13 protein-coding genes are annotated in these 16,807 nt (G+C 32.3%); 6 read left to right on the top strand and 7 right to left on the bottom strand.

What is annotated here, in order from left to right; all coding sequences use genetic code 11:
• Window positions 1-176 precede the first annotated feature (176 nt).
• Entirely contained in the window at window positions 177-1,007 is an 831-nt protein-coding gene (locus KA883_RS00210) for an AraC family transcriptional regulator (RefSeq protein WP_210139807.1), read from the bottom strand.
• 180 nt (window positions 1,008-1,187) lie between these two features.
• Here KA883_RS00210 and melB point away from each other — a divergent pair, with 180 nt between their 5' ends.
• From melB to KA883_RS00195, 3 genes are all read left to right on the top strand, one after another.
• Window positions 1,188-2,579 carry a melibiose:sodium transporter MelB gene (gene melB, locus KA883_RS00205; protein ID WP_046206928.1) on the top strand — a complete coding sequence of 464 codons (1,392 nt, stop codon included), beginning with the start codon at window positions 1,188-1,190 and terminating at the stop codon, window positions 2,577-2,579.
• A 13-nt stretch (window positions 2,580-2,592) separates the two neighbouring features.
• On the top strand, window positions 2,593-5,571 hold the full coding sequence (locus tag KA883_RS00200) for a glycoside hydrolase family 2 TIM barrel-domain containing protein (protein WP_210139806.1): 2,979 nt from the start codon (window positions 2,593-2,595) through the stop codon (window positions 5,569-5,571).
• A 182-nt stretch (window positions 5,572-5,753) separates the two neighbouring features.
• Window positions 5,754-7,463, top strand: a complete 1,710-nt coding sequence (locus KA883_RS00195) for an ABC-ATPase domain-containing protein (protein WP_046206930.1) — start codon at window positions 5,754-5,756, stop codon at window positions 7,461-7,463.
• Window positions 7,464-7,685: 222 nt separating this feature from the next.
• On the opposite strand, the gene KA883_RS00190 is transcribed toward KA883_RS00195, so the two are convergent.
• The 4 genes from KA883_RS00190 to lqo all read right to left on the bottom strand — a co-directional run bounded on the left by KA883_RS00190 (window position 7,686) and on the right by lqo (window position 10,697).
• Window positions 7,686-7,895, bottom strand: coding sequence for a helix-turn-helix domain-containing protein (locus KA883_RS00190; RefSeq protein ID WP_046206931.1), 210 nt, complete (start codon window positions 7,893-7,895; stop codon window positions 7,686-7,688).
• Window positions 7,896-7,907: 12 nt separating this feature from the next.
• Complete coding sequence (locus tag KA883_RS00185; RefSeq protein ID WP_046206932.1) at window positions 7,908-8,552, bottom strand: DUF2975 domain-containing protein; 645 nt, start codon at window positions 8,550-8,552, stop codon at window positions 7,908-7,910.
• A gap of 325 nt (window positions 8,553-8,877) precedes the next feature.
• Entirely contained in the window at window positions 8,878-8,979 is a 102-nt protein-coding gene (locus KA883_RS00180) for an SE2200 family small protein (protein WP_064499651.1), read from the bottom strand.
• A gap of 227 nt (window positions 8,980-9,206) precedes the next feature.
• Window positions 9,207-10,697, bottom strand: a complete 1,491-nt coding sequence (gene lqo, locus KA883_RS00175) for an L-lactate dehydrogenase (quinone) (protein ID WP_046206933.1) — start codon at window positions 10,695-10,697, stop codon at window positions 9,207-9,209.
• 517 nt (window positions 10,698-11,214) lie between these two features.
• Here lqo and fadH point away from each other — a divergent pair.
• Entirely contained in the window at window positions 11,215-11,979 is a 765-nt protein-coding gene (gene fadH, locus KA883_RS00170; RefSeq protein ID WP_046206934.1) for a 2,4-dienoyl-CoA reductase, read from the top strand.
• A 131-nt stretch (window positions 11,980-12,110) separates the two neighbouring features.
• Here the strand turns inward: fadH and KA883_RS00165 are convergent, their stop codons facing one another.
• On the bottom strand, window positions 12,111-13,637 hold the full coding sequence (locus KA883_RS00165) for an SLC13 family permease (protein ID WP_046206935.1): 1,527 nt from the start codon (window positions 13,635-13,637) through the stop codon (window positions 12,111-12,113).
• 297 nt (window positions 13,638-13,934) lie between these two features.
• Between KA883_RS00165 and KA883_RS00160 the strand changes: the two genes are divergently transcribed.
• Complete coding sequence (locus tag KA883_RS00160; protein ID WP_046206936.1) at window positions 13,935-14,441, top strand: YfiT family bacillithiol transferase; 507 nt, start codon at window positions 13,935-13,937, stop codon at window positions 14,439-14,441.
• A gap of 385 nt (window positions 14,442-14,826) precedes the next feature.
• Window positions 14,827-15,489: a transglycosylase family protein gene (locus KA883_RS00155; protein WP_046206937.1), complete on the top strand. Its 663-nt coding sequence runs from the start codon at window positions 14,827-14,829 to the stop codon at window positions 15,487-15,489.
• A 129-nt stretch (window positions 15,490-15,618) separates the two neighbouring features.
• Here KA883_RS00155 and KA883_RS00150 read toward each other — a convergent pair whose 3' ends face one another.
• The gene (locus KA883_RS00150; protein WP_046206938.1) at window positions 15,619-16,287 is read right to left on the bottom strand and encodes an RluA family pseudouridine synthase; all 669 of its coding nucleotides are present in this window, start codon (window positions 16,285-16,287) and stop codon (window positions 15,619-15,621) included.
• Window positions 16,288-16,807 lie beyond the last annotated feature (520 nt).

Raw genomic sequence — 16,807 nt, 5'->3', positions numbered from 1 at the left:
ACCATCGCTCTAAAACGATTTTTAATGAATCGTTTTAGAGCTTTTTTAATAGGTAATGGTTGAATTTATAAAACGTGGAATAAAAATATGTGATCAGTTATTTCATCGATATGTGGCTGTGCTTTTCTGTTGAAATGAATGTGTTAAAGTGATCATTTTTGTGGTTGAGCTAAGATTTATCTGTTAGAAAATTGGTTACGATATTCAGTAGCGCTAACTTTAAAATGTTTTGTAAAAGTTTTAGAAAATAGAAGCGGGTCTTTATAACCAACTTGAAGTGCTATTTCATTTATTAAAGTATTACTATGGATTAATAATTGAAAAGCATGATACATTCGGATATAAGTTAAATATGCTTTTGGAGAACAATTTAAGTTTTTCTTGAATAGTCTAAATAGATGACTTCGTGTCACATTGACGTGATTTGCTACATCTACAATCATAATGTCTTTTTGATAGTTTGAGTTGATGTAAGCAACAGCTCTTTGAATATCTACATTAATGATATCAACATTAACAGAAAATGCTTTAGGAAATTGTTCTTGTAATTGATAAACTAAACTATATAAGTGCTGCATAATTAAAATATCTTTGGAATTATTTGTTTCAATAGATTTAGAAAAGTCGCATATTTGTTGAATAATGTGTCTTATGCTAGATGTTTCTTTATTTGTAATAACATGTTGATCTACAATGTAGCAACGTTGTAAGTAATCTAAAATCTGTTTTCCGCTTATGCCAATCCAGTAATACGTCCATGGGTTAGAAAAAGAAGGTTTATATTCTACATCCATCCCTTTCTCTAATAAAAACATGTCACCTTCTTTTAAAGTATGTGTTTTACCATTATATATAAATACGCCCTCTCCATTCGTCACAATATGCAAAACAGCGTCCCTTATTACTGTATATTTATAGCCAACATTTGGTACACCAATTTCAATACCACATTCTATTAAATTAGCATCAATATGCTTTTTTTGAAATTTTTTCCATAATATTTGCATCCAACATACCTCTTAAAATAAATAATCTTTAATTTATATAAACACAATTTAATTATGAAATGCAACATTTTGCCATATATCATCATCATTATGCTATTCATAGTTGGTATACGCTGTTGATAAAATAGTAGTAACAATTATGAAAGCGTTTTAAATTGTATAAATTCAGAGGTGAAGAAAATGGACAGACATTTGACCGGTATACAAAAATTTTCATTTGGATTTGGTGCTATTGGAAAGGATGCCATATTTAATATTGTTGGCGTATTTTTGATGTTTTACATTACTGATATTGTTGGTTTGAGTCCAGCGTTTGTCGGTGTAATGTTATTTGTTGCACGAATTTGGGATGCGATTAATGATCCTATCATGGGTGTCATCGTTGATAATACAAGAAATAACTTTGGTAAATTTAAAACTTGGTTAGTGATTGGGACAATCATAAATGCAATTGTAACGATTTTATTATTCACAAATTTAGATTTACCACAAACGGCAATGTATATCTATGTATCGATTATCTACATTGCTTGGGGTATGACTTATACGATGATGGATATTCCGTATTGGTCTTGGCTTCCAAATTTAACACATAATCCAAGAGAACGTGAAGAAGTATCAGTAATACCGAGATTTTTTGCAAGTTTAGCTGCCTTTACAGTAGGTACATTTGGTTTATTTTTTATACATAAACTAGGGGATATTTTTGGTAAAGGTAGTGATTCAGTAGGTATTTTTGTTTTTGCGGTTATTTGCAGTATGGTTTTTATTTTTACAATAGGTGTCACTGTATGGAAAGTACCTGAAGATAAAGAAATGGAACAACAAACAGGCATTAAAGTACAATTTAAAGATATTGGTAGAATTTTATTTAAAAATAAAGAGCTCTTAGCAATTATGGGAGTATTACTTACCTTTAACCTTTGCTTACAAACGCTGAATGGCTCAATCATTTATTACTTTAAATATGTAGTTAATGCAGAACATTTATTTGCTATTTTTAATGCAATGATTCTTTGCGAGATGATTGGTTTACTTACTTTGCCACGTTTTATCAAGTGGGTAGGTAGAACAAAGGCTTTTAATACAGCAATATCACTTATAATCATAGGCTTACTATTTATTTTGATTTCAGGTTTTATCGTACCACAAAGTGTTATTACCGTTATTGTGGGAGCAGGGTTATTACGCATTGGTTCTGGATTTATGATTGGTATTACAACAGTATCTTTGGCAGATGTTATTGATTACGGAGAAGTGAAATTTGGCCAACGTAACGAAAGCGTCATTACTTCTACAAACACATTTTTAACGAAAACTTCACAAGCAGTAGCTGCATTAATTGTAGGTGTAGGTTTATCAATATTTGGCTACACACCCAATGAAGAACAAACAGCACTAACCATCAATGGATTACGCATACTTATTATTGTGTTGCCAATTATTTTCGTCATCTTAGCTGCATTTTTATATCATAAAGCCTTCCATTTAAAAGGTGATTTTTTAACAGATATTGAAAAAACTCTACAATACAAACGTCAAAAAGAGCATAGAGAACGTATGAGTAAATAAGGGGGAACTTTTTATGTTAGAGCAACAATTTCACGAAAATATAGATATTCAACATGTAAACACTTTGCCACGACGTGCATTTTATATTCCTTATCAACTAAAGGAGTCTGCTTACCGCCTAGAAACGCGATATCAGACTAATAATGTCACATTATTAAATGGAAACTGGTATTTTAAATATTTTAATTCAATAGAAGATTACTCAAGTAGTCTTGAAATAGATAAGTCACAGATTATTCCAGTACCATCAGTTTGGAATATACATGGATATGACCAAATACAATATTTAAACACACAATATCCAATTCCATTTGATCCACCGTATGCACCCAAATCTAATCCCTGTGGACGTTATATCCGTTCATTTGAAGTGACTGAATACGACGAAAAAAGTGATTATCATTTGAATTTTGAAGGTGTCGATAGTGCATTTTATCTATGGATTAATGATCAATTTGTTGGTTATAGTCAGATATCACATTCAATTTCTGAATTTGATATCACCAGCTATGTACATTCAGGAACTAATACGATTCAAGTACTTGTTTTAAAATATTCGGATGGTACCTATTTTGAAGATCAAGACATGTTTCGCCATTCAGGTATTTTCAGAGATGTTTACATTTTAAAACGTGCGAAATCACGAATTAATGATTTTAGAATTGAAACGCGTGTTAATGAATTGCAAAACCAAGGGATAGTCGACGTAAAATTAGAAGATAAACAGGGATTGGATAGTGTACAGACACGATTATATGGTCCTGATGGTGCGTTGTTGCAGGAAGCGGAAATTTCAAACCGCCATCGTTTTATAATTGAAACACCACAATTGTGGTCAACAGAAAAACCAACACTTTATACTATTACGCTTACTACGAAATCAGAGGTAATTACTCAAAAAATAGGAATTAGAGAAATACAAATACAAGATAATCAGTTTTATATCAATGGTCAATCAATTAAATTTCGTGGAACCAATTATCATGATAGCGATCCTCAAACAGGATATGTAATGAGTGAAGCACAATTTATGAAAGATTTAACACTAATGAAGCAAGGTAACTTTAACGCTATTCGTACAGCACATTATCCTAAGTCGCCTTTGTTTTATGAACTTGCTGATCAATATGGATTTTATGTAATGAGTGAAGCAGATTTAGAAACGCATGGTGTAGTGAGGCTTTATGGCGAAGAAAATACAGATTATTTTAATCTTATTACAGATAATCCGCAATATGAAAAACCAATTGTAGAACGTATTGAAGCGTCCATCATTCCATTTAAAAATTACAGCTCTATTGTTTCCTGGTCTATGGGAAACGAGTCAGGATTTGGTGTGAATATGGTAATAGCTATGTCACGAGTAAAAACATTAGATGACACACGTCCTATTCATTATGAGGGAACATTCCATAGAGATAAATCAAAATCATATGATTTATCCAATGTGGAAATGATTAGTAGAATGTATGCATCACCAGAAGAAGTTGAACAAAAGTATCTTACAGACCCTGATTTAGATAAACCATTTATACTTTGTGAATATGCACATGCTATGGGAAATTCACCAGGTGATTTACATGCATATCAAATGCTAGTGGAACAATATGATAGTTTTATTGGTGGTTTTGTATGGGAATGGTGTGATCATGGTATTCAAGTTGGTCAACAAAATGGTAAGCCTATTTTTAGATATGGCGGGGACTTTGGAGAAGAACTTCATGATGGGAATTTCTGTGTGGATGGCATCGTTTTCCCTGATCGTACACCACATGAAGGTTACTATGAATTTAAACATGAACACAGACCTGTTAGAGTAATAGAAGAAGCGAACGGTATATTAAAATTACGTAATCAACTAGATTTTAGTCATGTAGAAAATTATTTAACTATCGAAGCGACAGCAACATTTTTAAACGGTGATAAAACATCGTTTGATATTACGGTTGATAATTTTGAACCACATAGTACACAAGATATAGATTTAAGCAATCATATTAAAATAGCTGAATTAAGCGATATACTATTACGCTATAAATTGAAAAATGAAGAGCCTTTACGTCACATTAATTTTGAATTAGGACAAGATCAAATCGTCTATCAACGTCAATCTACTAACCAACACGAATTAGACGTACAGGAAGGTCCAGTCAGTTATAAAGAAAATAGTCATTCTCTAATAGTGTTAGCAAACGGTTATGCTTATACCTTTAATAAAGAAAATGGTAGTTTGATTTCTGTTGTTTACGAGGGCAATACCATAGTCAATCATCCTACAGAAAATAAGATTTGGCGTGCACCTACAGATAATGATATTAATGTTAGAAAAGATTGGGAATATATGGGTTATGCAGAAGCTTATACACGTGTACAAAATTATAAAGTTGAAGAAATTAACAATGCAGTCAGTATTAAATTCGAAATAATAATTGTCCATGATGTGGTTCCTCCTATTTTACAGGGAGAAATAACGTGGACTGTTCAAAGCGATGGTTCAATAGATGTAACATATGATTTGGAGAAAGATATTGCAGGACCATTTCTGCCTAGATTTGGCTTAGAGATAACATTACCACATACATTTGAAGCGGTGAAATACTATGGCAATGGCCCATTCAGTAGTTATTCTGATAAAGGTGTAGCAACGTATTTAGACTACTTCGATACAACAGTTACACAAAATGGTAGTAATCATATCAAGCCACAAGAATCAGGTAGCCATAGTGGGACAACATATGCGAAGGTTTCTAATGATGAGCATCAAATTACAGTAACCAGTGATCAACCATTCAGTTTTAATGCGACACATTACTCATTAGAACAACTTACACATACGATGCATAAAGATCAATTAGTAGAAGAAGAGACTTATATATATATCGATTATGGTCAAAGTGGTATAGGATCTAATAGTTGTGGACCAGAATTAAATGAAATGTACCAATTAAACGACAAGCATATCCAATTTCAATTTAAGTTAAAATTTGAATAATTAAATTTTTAAAAATGCCCACAAAAAGTAGTGATTAAAAACTAACTTTGTGTGGGCTCTTTTCGTTGGAATTTGGTCTTTTTATCAGGAAACTAACATTTATTATTAGAGTGAGTTTCACAGGTTCGGGAGTTTGGGTATGAAATAAAAGAGTATTAACCTATTTTGAAGGAGTGTTCCGTTTGAAAAATACATTGGAATTCGGGAAGTTATTAAAATCATTAGACGGACAAAAATATGGTGCATATAAACGACTTAAAGGTGAATATGCTTTTGATAAATTTCACTTAATTATAGATCATATACAAGCAGATCCTTACGCACCACCATCTAAAGTGCGTGCTAAAATGCAGCGTCATATTGCCAATATACCAGATGAATTATTAGATTCAGAAGATAAAAAGATTGCTGTATCTGATTTTTTAGCAAGGTCATTTAGTAAGCGTATTAGTGATGTACTTAAAGCTGATAAAACCTCTAAAAAGAGACCTGATATTTTTATAGATCGCTGTGGCCAAGAAATATTACAACGTACTTCTGTAGTGATTAATCAAAGTGAAATTGAGGTTCGCTTTGAGGTAGGTTTACCAGCAGCAGGAAGAAAAATTTTAGGAAAAGTTGCTCATCATATTTTTATAGATTTATTACCTGAAATAGTAGAAAAATCATTAATGTATAAACATATCAATAGAACTGCATTAAATGATCAAGTGACTACGATGATAGATCAGGTATTTATACGCGAGGCACTGTCACGACAAAATTTAGTTGCATTTGTTGCGAATGGTTCTATATTGCCAAGAAAAAGTGGTGTGTCTGATATGCCTTTAGCTGGTGCTGTAACATTCCAAAGTCCACAGGAATTTGAAATTCAATTGAATTTACCTAGTGGAAAGACAGTTAGTGGTATGGGTATTCCGAAGGGGATTACGCTCATTGTTGGTGGTGGATTCCACGGTAAATCAACACTACTAGAAGCTTTAGAGCGTGGTGTATATCACCATATTCCAGGTGATGGACGTGAACTTATTATTACCTGTGAAGATGCGATGAAAATCCGTGCGGAAGATGGAAGAAGTATCGAAAAAGTAAATATTGAACCATTTATAAATAATTTACCAGGTAAAAAAGATACTACTCAATTTTCTACTGAAAATGCGAGCGGTAGTACATCACAAGCAGCAAATGTTATGGAAGCCTTAGAATCTCAAACGTCGTTATTATTAATAGATGAAGATACATCTGCAACAAATTTTATGATTAGAGACGGGAGAATGCAAAAATTAATCGCACCCGAAAAAGAACCAATCACACCTTTTGCTATGAAAGTAAAGTCTTTATACCAAGATTATCATGTTTCAACAATTCTCATCGTAGGAGGTTCTGGCGATTACTTTGAAGTGGCTGATCAAGTATTAATGATGGATGAATATGTATTAAAAGACGTCACTCATAAAGCGAAAGCAATTGCTAGTGAAGATAGTCACTTGAAAGATGAAGCATCACAATGCCACTTTGGAAAAATTTCGCAAAGAATACCATTGAAATCTAGTTTTTCACATAAAGGCAAAGATCAACGTTTTAAAGTAAAAGGCATGCAGACAATTTTATACGGTAAAGAACGAATAAATATTTCGGGATTAGAACAACTTGTTGATGCTAGCCAAACGAACTGTATAGCTACCATGATAGATTATTATCAAAGTCATTTGTTAAATGAACAAGATACGATATCACAAGCAGCTGATAAAATTTTTAATTTAATTAGTGATAAAGGGTTAGATATTATTTCACCGCATCAAGGACACCCTGGTAATCTTGCATTGCCGAGAAAACAAGAATTCTGTGGCGCACTCAATCGCTATAGAGGTTTGAATATTAAAACATATTAAAACATACAAAAAACGGGAGTGGAACTTACGTATTACTTTGTTCCACTCCTGTTTTCTATTTAAATAAAGTTTTAGACATCCGGTTAGTCTGAGCTAACACAAGCGTGAGCCTAACCACTAAGCAGGAGTTAAGGCAAAAGTATAGCTATGATAAATATAAGCTAGTCTATGAATTTTAATGTAGCGTTTTGAACTAGAAAAGTTATTAGTAAAGATGAAGATTTAATCTTCAGATTCTGTGTATTCTATAATATCTGCAGGCTGACAATCAAGTGCTTTACATATGGCATCTAATGTTGAAAAACGTATCGCCTTTGCTTTGCCTGTTTTCAAATTTGATAAATTTGCTACAGTAATATCAATTTCATTAGCTAATTCACTGAGTTTCATTTTTCTGTCTGCTAATATTCGATCTAATCTAACTACAATCATTTATATAATCTCCTAAACGGTATAATCAAACTCATCTTGTAAGAATGCACCATATTTAAAAACATTTCCTATAATCCAAATAACGATACCCGCTAAAATAAGTGTGAAATTAAAATTAAAAAAGAAATCTGCAAAGGTTTCGATATCTTTGTCCATTAGTGCATACAATTTAGCATTTTGTCCTAAAAAATTATAAATCATAAAATTATTTGCCAATTCAAAAAATGCTTCAAATACACCCAATCCAATAAAGCAGTAAGAAATTAAAATTATGATGCTTGCGTTTTTATTTGTAAAAATTTGCCCTTTGCTAACATTTTTAAGCCATTTTCTGACATAGGCAATAACCAGAATATAAATTGCAATTAATACAATTATTAATAATAGTATTAATATAACAGACGGTTTAGGAAAAGTAATACTATTTAGATCATGCTTGGTAATATCATGTGATTTTAGTCCTAATGAATCAACCCAAAAAGGTTTATTGGCTTTGTCTAATTGGGTGTTAATAAATGAAGAAGGAATGATTAACAATGCTATAATTGCGATAATAATTGGTAATATACTAAGAGAAGTTAAAACTAAAGCGATGGTTGCTAAAATAGTTAGTGTTTTGATTAAAATATTAAAACGTTTGCTTTTAATTGTAGACATATTGACGCTCCTTTTAATTGATTAATTTCATTATAACTTAAATATATCGATAATCAATACTTTTTTATCGAATAACGATAAAAAAATCGAAGGACGAATTGAATCATTAGATAATACAAAAAGGAAATATAATAATGCTATTATACGATGAACATGAGTGGGTTGAGTAAATGGAGATATAGTGCAGCCATTAAGACAACAGTTTATACAAAGAGATATAAGTATAAATATCTCAGGATAATCACCGCTTTATACTTGCGTGTTATATAATAAAAACAAAAAGCCATCATAGGTAAGACTTACCTATGATGGCTTTTGTCATTTATTAATATTCAATGTTTGGTGCTTTGTTTACATGTTGTTGGTAACGTTTAAGGCCTACAAATGCTAATGCGCCTATAGCCACAACTACTAATAATTTTTTCATACATTTCGCTCCTTTAAGTGAATCATTGATAACAAAGTATCTTTAAAAATACCAATGAACAACAAAGATTAAGGAACCAACAGGCATTCAGTAACGATAAAATCTATCGAGACACATCTCTTAAGATGCGAGCAGAAAATAATATACGGTTGTAGGTTCATAAATAGGTGTTTCACACAATCTTAATCTCAGTTCATTTTAGTTTTTACACTTAAGCAATCAAAAATTTATTCGTAATAATTTAATTCAAGATCTTTTGAAGTTTGTTGACGTGTTTTTCTCATTAAATCAACATCTTCAATTAATGATTTGCCATAAGAAGGAATCATTTTTTGGATTTTAGGTTCCCAATCATTTTTGTATTCAGAGAAGTTTTTCTCTAATACTTCTAATGCTACAGATACAGAAGTTGATGCTCCTGGTGATTCACCAAGTAATGCAATGACAGAATGGTCTTCTGAGTTTACAACTTCTGTTCCGAATTGGATGAAGCCTTTACCATATTCTTCAGTATCTTTAATCACTTGAACACGTTTGCCGGCAGTATATAATTGCCAATCTTCATCGCGTGCTTCTGGATAGAAAGTACGTAAGTGGTTCATGCAACCTTCTTTTGTCATTAAAATTTGGTCAAATGAATATTTAAGTAGCGGTAAGTTTTTCGCTGCCGCTGATAATAATGTTGTGATGTTACTTGGTTTAACAGATTTAAATAAATCTAAGTTTGAACCATATTTTAAGAATTTAGGACCAATACTTGCAAACGGTCCAAATAATAATGTTTTTTGACCATTAATGAAACGTGTGTCTAAATGTGGCACAGTCATTGGTGGTGTGCCTGGTGGTTCTTTACCATACACTTTGGCATCATGTTCTTCAATCACATTTGGATTTGTACATGTTAAGAATTGGCCTGTAATAGGGAATCCACCTAAATGTTTACTTTCAGGGATGCCTGTTTTTTGTAGTAATGGAATAGCAGCACCGCCAGCACCGATAAATACATAATCAGCTAATTGTGTTTGTGTTTCACCAGTATTTACATTGCGGATTTGAACTTCCCATTTACCATCGTTACGTTGATTGAAATCAAGTACTTCATGATGGTATTGAACTTCTACTTGTGGGCTTTTTTCAAGGTTTCTCGCCATTTTACGAGTTAATTCACCAAAGTTTACGTCAGTACCTTCATTAATTTTGCTGGCAGCCATAATGTCGTTTGCGCTATGACCTTGCATCATTAATGGAATCCATTTTCTCATCTCTTCGATATCTTCAGTATATTCGATATTATCGAACATAGGGAAGTTTTTCATTGCTTCATAACGGTCTTTTAAAAACTTAACGTTATTTTTACCTCTTACGAAACTAATGTGTGGTAAAGGATGAATGAATTCTCTAGGGTTTTCGATATAGTTATTTTTAACTAAATAGCCCCAGAATTGTTTAGAGATTTCAAACTGCTCATTAATCTCTTTTGCTTTTTCAATATCAATTGAACCATCAGGTTGTTGCACTGTATAGTTCAATTCACAAAGTGCAGCATGTCCTGTACCTGCGTTATGACGTTCGTTTGAGCTTTCGTCACCAGGACGATCTAAACGTTCGTATAATTTAATGTTCCAATTTGGTTCAAGTTCATTAAGCATAGAACCAAAAGTAGTACTTAATACACCGGCGCCAATAAGAATGACGTCTTTTGACTCAGTTTTAGCCATAGTTCCTCACCTTTCATTCTTAATAACATCAGTAACAAATTGTCATACATTGTCACTCATCTTATGTCTTTATTTACTATTATATTACGCGATTCACACATGTGAAAATACATATTAATCATATAACACATTCCTATTTGGAATATGTGACCATACTTATAATAATTTACCCTATATTTCAAGTATAAATCATTAAAATAAGTGACAATAACTGCTACATAGTAATATTACATTATAGTATCTATAAATTTCAATTATATATGTCTTAATTAATTATAAAGGGTATAGAAGTAAAAATTTAGACGTGTGAATTTGTATTTAAGCAATTGGTTTTATCAACCACTTATTAAATACATAACGATTAAATAAGCAAAATGTTTCATATGAAACATGGATATAAAATGATGTTTCTCAATAATTGAGAGTTATCTTTTAATGAGAAAAATTGGCAAAACTTTGTTATACTGATTTATAAAATGTAAGCGCTTACTAATTTAATTGATAAAGGAGACTCTATATGAAAGATAAAGTGATAATGGTTACTGGTGGAAGTAGTGGTATGGGAAAAGCAATGGCGAAACGTTTTGCTGAAGAAGGTGCAAATGTCGTTATAACAGGTAGATCGTTAGAACGGTTAGAAGCAACGAAAAAGGAAATTGAACACCGAGAAGGACAAATTTTATGTGTTGATATGGATGTTCGTGATACGGAACGCGTACAATATACAGTGGATGAAGCCATTAATACTTTTGGTAAAATAGATGGTTTGGTTAATAACGCAGCTGGTAACTTTATATGTGCTGCTGAAGAACTAACAACTAATGGTTGGAATTCTGTCGTAGATATTGTCTTAAATGGAACTTGGCATTGTACACAAGCTGTTGGAAAAAAATGGATTGAACAAGGACATCGTGGACGTATTATCAATATGGTGGCAACTTATGCATGGCGTTCAGGGCCAGGTGTTGTACACTCTGCTAGTGCAAAAGCGGGTGTGTTAGCAATGACCAGAACGCTCGCTGTAGAGTGGGGTTCAAAGTATGGCATTACCGTAAATGCAATTGCGCCAGGCCCTATAGATCATACAGGAGGCTCTGGAAAACTTAGTTTATCGGAAGACGCACGTCAACAAACATTGGACAGTGTGCCTTTAGGACGCATGGGCCAACCAGAAGAAATTGCAGGATTAGCTAAGTTTTTATTTTCTGAAGAGGCAAATTACATTAATGGTGCTTGTATGACAATGGATGGTGGTCAATGGCTTAACCAAAACGCATTTTAACATCATAGCGTAACTTTATGAAGATAACAGAAATAATAACAGGCTGTGACACACTAATTGTTACAGCCTGTTATTGATTATAATGGTTTTTTAGCAAGTCGATTTTGTTATGGATAAGGATAATTTTCACATTAAATTAAACCGAGCCAATGCCAATAAGTGGCGCTAAATAAAATCATAAGTAAATAACCAATAACCGTTATAGGAATCCCTGTTTTTAAAAAATCTTTAACAGTAAATGTTTCTGTGCCATAGGCCAACATTGATTGTGGTGAGCTTACAGGTAGTAAGAAACCAAAGCTGATAACGAATTGTTGTATAAGCACAAATCCCACAGACTGATTGCCTAAATCCAAGGTAGTGGTTAGTGAAATAAATACAGGAATTAACGCTGATGCTAAACTTGTTGCACTTGCAAAACCTAAATGTATTAAAATATTGAAAAGTGCAATTAATGCAATGGTTACTACAAGAGGATAATGATTTAAACCCATGATGCCAAACGTTTGATCACTCAACCATTGCGCAGCTGTTGTTTTTAAAAGTACATTTCCTAAAGATATACCAACGCCAAAAACAATAATAGTTCCCCAAGGTATACGACTTTCAGCTTCTTTCCAAGACATGACGCCAATTTTAGGAGTTAGCATGACAGCCAGTGCTAATAAAATGATTGAAGATGAATCAATAGGATGTAATATTTTTTCGGTAGACCAAAGTATTAATAAAATGATAGATATTCCAATAAGACGCCACTCTTTAGAAGTTACGGGCCCCATCGCTTTTAACTGTTGTTGAATTAAAGATTTACCGCCTGAAAGTTCTTTTTCTTCAGGAGGCATCACTTTAAGCATGATAAAATAAAGCGCAATTGACATCAATACAGACCAAGGTCCTGCATATAATAACCACTGCCCCCATGATATATCAGTATTTAATTGATCATTTATAAAGTTAATTGCGACAATGTTTTGTGCAGCTGCAGTTTTTATACCAATATTCCAAATAGAAACTGCTTGTACAGCTGTGATAACTAAAAGTCCAGCTAATTTACTTTGTTTAGCAACACCGAATGCTGTAATCATTCCTAATAATATAGGAATCACAGCACCTGCTCGTGCAGTTGCTGATGGAACGAAGAATGCTAAAAATATTGCTACTAATATTGTACCTATGACGATGCGACTTGTCTTATTGCCTGCTACAGATAGTACAATGAGTGCAAGCCTTTTATGAAGTTGTGTGATTTGCATTGCGGTTGCTAAAAAAAGAGCAGCCGCAACTAAAGCTAATGCACTCGTAGAAAACCCACTAAAAGCAAGTTTTAAAGCATTACCTGTTCCGAAAAGTGAATTTCCCTTCAATATTTCACCATTTGACTGAGGATGCCCTAGTGATTCAGATAAATTTTGTACTGGACTGAACCCTATCAATAAAATAATGAGTCCAACAATCATGACTGCAGAAACTGGATAAGTCACTGCTTCAGTAACCCATAATATGACTGCAAATAATAATATTGCTAATGCGCTTTTAGCCATAAGCGGTAAACTTTCTGGTGTAGGCAATAACAACAAAGCGATTAAGACGGTGATGCTTGTGAGTAACCAAAATGGTTTAAAATGAGATGTAGATTTAGTAGATGAATCTTTACGCATATATTTCCACTCCCTTGTTATATCTTTCACAATAATATTACAAATTTTATTAAGTTGTATCATTATAATTTAAGAAAGTTCATAAAAAGTTACTAATTATGTATATGATAAATCGTTAATTTTAAAAATTTTATAGTAATTATGAGAAGATACTTTTGATATGAATATGGGAGAGGCGTTCAACACTGCGACATTAAATCGTTTGCAAGTTTAATTAATAATAAATAGGTAATAGCAATACTAATGGAAAATATAAGAATGCCATTAAACATTTAATAAATAAAAAAGGTGATTAATATGGATGTTAGATTTCCAATTGGTGAATTAGAAGTACCAGATTATGTGACACTAAAAGATATCCAACGATGGCTTAGTGAAATTGAGACGTATGCATATAGATTAAGACAAACTGTAGATCATTTAAATGAAGAAGCGTTAAATAAACAATATCGGGAGAAAAGTTGGAATGTACGACAACTTGTTCATCATATAGCAGATTCTCAATTAAATATGTTTCAACGCTTAAAATTGGCATTAACAGATACGAATCCAGCTGTAGATCCTTTTATTCAAGATGAGTGGGCTAAACTTGTTGATAGTCAACTTCCTATAGAATGTTCCATTAAAATGTTAGAAGGTATAAATGAACGTATTATAGCAATTGGTAATCATTTAACAGAAAATGATTTGAATCGTACATTTACATTAAGAGGAAGCGGAGAAATATCTGTTGCTACTAAAGTTGCTAAATTAGCTTGGCATGAAGAACATCATTTAGCGCATATTAAAATTGCATTATCATAATAAATATATGTTGAGACCGTTCAATTTTAATCATTGAACGGTTTTTTTCATGTATAAATAACAAACTAACTACGATAGTTGTCACACTAATTACAATTGTGTTACAGAAAAATTAGTTTGAAAATTAGTTTATATACTTTAGGAATAGGTTTTTTTACAAATTATCTTCGAATTTATATTCGATTTAATGTAATTATTATGTAAAATGCACAGGATTTTTTTAATTTCGCTGTAACCTACAAGGTTTTTATGGATGTTATAGTATTTACTGGAAATTGGTTGAAACAGCATTGGATTTTTCAAAAATAACAATTGGTTTCAATATCACAGATAAAATTAATTCTTAAAAATATAAAAACAAACTTGTAGGAGGATTTACTCAAAAATGAAAAAAACAGTATTAGCTTCAACATTAGCAGTAGGATTAGGTGTAACAGGATTTGCAGCAGGAAATTCAGCTGACGCGGCTGAACAAGGTATTGACAAAGCAGAATTAGCAAACTTAGCACAATCTAACCCAGAACAATTAAATGCATCACCAGTACAAGAAGGCTCATATAGCTATAACTTTAATTATAATGGTTTAAACTATAACTTTGAATCAAATGGACAAACTTGGTCATGGAGTTATGGTGAAGGTTCAAGCGCTAACGCTTCAACTGTAGAACAACCACAACAAGTACAAACTGAGCAACCAGCTCAACAAACTGCACCACAAACTGAACAAACACAACAACCTCAACAAGAAGCAACTACGAAAGCTTCAACTCAATCATCAAGCTCAAATGAAGCTTCAAGTGGTTCTTCAGTAAACGTTAATTCACATTTACAAGCAATCGCGCAACGTGAATCAGGCGGCGACTTAAAAGCTGTTAACCCATCTTCAGGTGCAGCAGGTAAATACCAATTCTTACAAAGCACTTGGGATTCAGTAGCACCAGCACAATATAAAGGTGTATCTCCAACAGAAGCACCAGAATCAGTACAAGATGCTGCAGCTGTAAAACTTTACAATGAAGTTGGCGCTTCACAATGGGTTACTGCATAATCTGAATTATAATTCTTAATTAAAATCAAAAAATACTAATAAAAGCTATGAAAGCATCTTTCAGTAGAGAAGCTTTCATAGCTTTTTTATTTAACAATTGGATAAAGTTACGTGTATTTAAGCATAAAGTTATAAAAAGTCATTCCAAACACCTTTATTTGGAGTAGAAGTTACAGAAATAATTTCATCTTTAGTTGGATGTTTGACACTGAGTTTATATGCCCAAAGTGCGATTTGTTGACCGGGTTTATTAAATTTTTGGCCGTATTTTTGATCTCCGTATAAGGGTAAGTTTTGATTTGCGAATTGAACTCTAATCTGATGTGAACGACCTGTTTTTAATTGGATTTGAACCAAAGTTTTACGATTAATGGTTTTGATAACTTTATAATTCAAAATTGCCTCTTTAGCTTCTTTTTTCTTGGAATTAACCACATATACAATGTTTTTATTTCTATCTTTCCATAAATAATCACGAAGTTCACCTTCTTTTTTTGAAGGTACACCGTGAATAATCGCTAGATATGTTCTATATAATTTTTGTTTTCTAAGTTCATTAGATAACCTAGAAGCCGCTTTGGATGTTTTAGCGAATACGATTGCGCCTCCAACAGGCCGATCAAGGCGATGTACGAGACCAAGATATACATTTCCTGGTTTATTGTATTGGACTTTTATGTAATTTTTTAAAATAGACAACAAATCTTGATCTCTTGAGTTATCTTCTTGTACAGGAACATTGATAGGTTTCTCTACCATTAATAAATGGTTATCTTCATAAAGAATATTGTCGAACATTTAATTCCTCCAACATAATATACATTATTAGTTTTCGTAAATTTTAAAATAAAATTATTAAAATTAAACCAAATTAAGATATTATCAGTAGTTAGATATAAATTCAATCTTCCTTATATTTAAAAATCATAAAAAGTAATTATTTATTAAGGTGAAAGTGAATATTATTTTCACACTAATTACATTGTCATTACATATTTGTAAAAGTAGAATAATAGTTCCTGATTGATGTGTTGGTTTTTTGAATGGAATTGAGGTACGTGATCAATGTAATTGAGGCGTAAAAATTCTAGATATTTTTTAACTTCACTGTAACCCACAAGCTTTTTCTAGATGTTACAGTAGGGATTAGCAAATTTGATAAAAGTAATTTTGCAAAAAACGAAACACAAATTTAAAAAGCAAATTTAAAAGTATTATCTCTTGGGAGGATTTATTAATAATGAAAAAAACAGTATTAGCTTCAACGTTAGCAGTAGGACTTGGCGTAACAGGAATTGCAGCAGGAAATTCAGCAGAT

Origin of the sequence: Staphylococcus sp. GDY8P54P, from assembly GCF_017892645.1 — a bacterium.
GTDB lineage: Bacteria > Bacillota > Bacilli > Staphylococcales > Staphylococcaceae > Staphylococcus > Staphylococcus ureilyticus.
Note: the sequence above shows the minus strand (reverse complement) of the source record. Positions and strands in the feature narration are given on the sequence as shown.